The sequence below is a fragment of the Pandoraea sp. PE-S2R-1 genome, from assembly GCF_002179865.1.
GTDB lineage: Bacteria > Pseudomonadota > Gammaproteobacteria > Burkholderiales > Burkholderiaceae > Pandoraea.
The window spans coordinates 1-329 of the sequence record NZ_NGUR01000170.1 but is presented as its reverse complement, the minus strand read 5'-3'; the positions used below and the strand labels follow the sequence as shown (position 1 = coordinate 329).

1 protein-coding gene is annotated in these 329 nt (G+C 72.6%); it reads right to left on the bottom strand.

Going from position 1 to position 329, the window contains the following annotated elements; all coding sequences use genetic code 11:
- Positions 1–268: hypothetical protein (locus CDV44_RS28690; RefSeq protein WP_305790826.1), on the bottom strand; the 268-nt coding region annotated here is incomplete at its 3' end.
- Positions 269–329 lie beyond the last annotated feature (61 nt).

Below are 329 nucleotides of genomic sequence, written 5' to 3'. Positions count from 1 at the left end.
TCGGCGGCAACATCACCTGCTCATCGCGACTGCCCGGCAGCGCGTCGCGCAACACGGTCGCCCCCAGCAGCGGCGTGGGCGGCTGCCATGCCGCGACCGTCCAGCGAGCCTGACGCCGGCCGCCCAGCAATGCCGACAGCGCATCGGCGGCGGCGAGCGCGTCGAGATCCCGTCGCGACAGTGCGGCCCGTGCCGTCAGGTCGTCGATGTCAGTGAACGGTTGCTGCCGGCGCGCGCGTTCAATTGCCCGCGCGCCGTCGTCGGACAAACCCCTGACCAACGACAGCCCCAATCTCACCGCCGGCCGGCGGGCATCGCCATACCGCCCG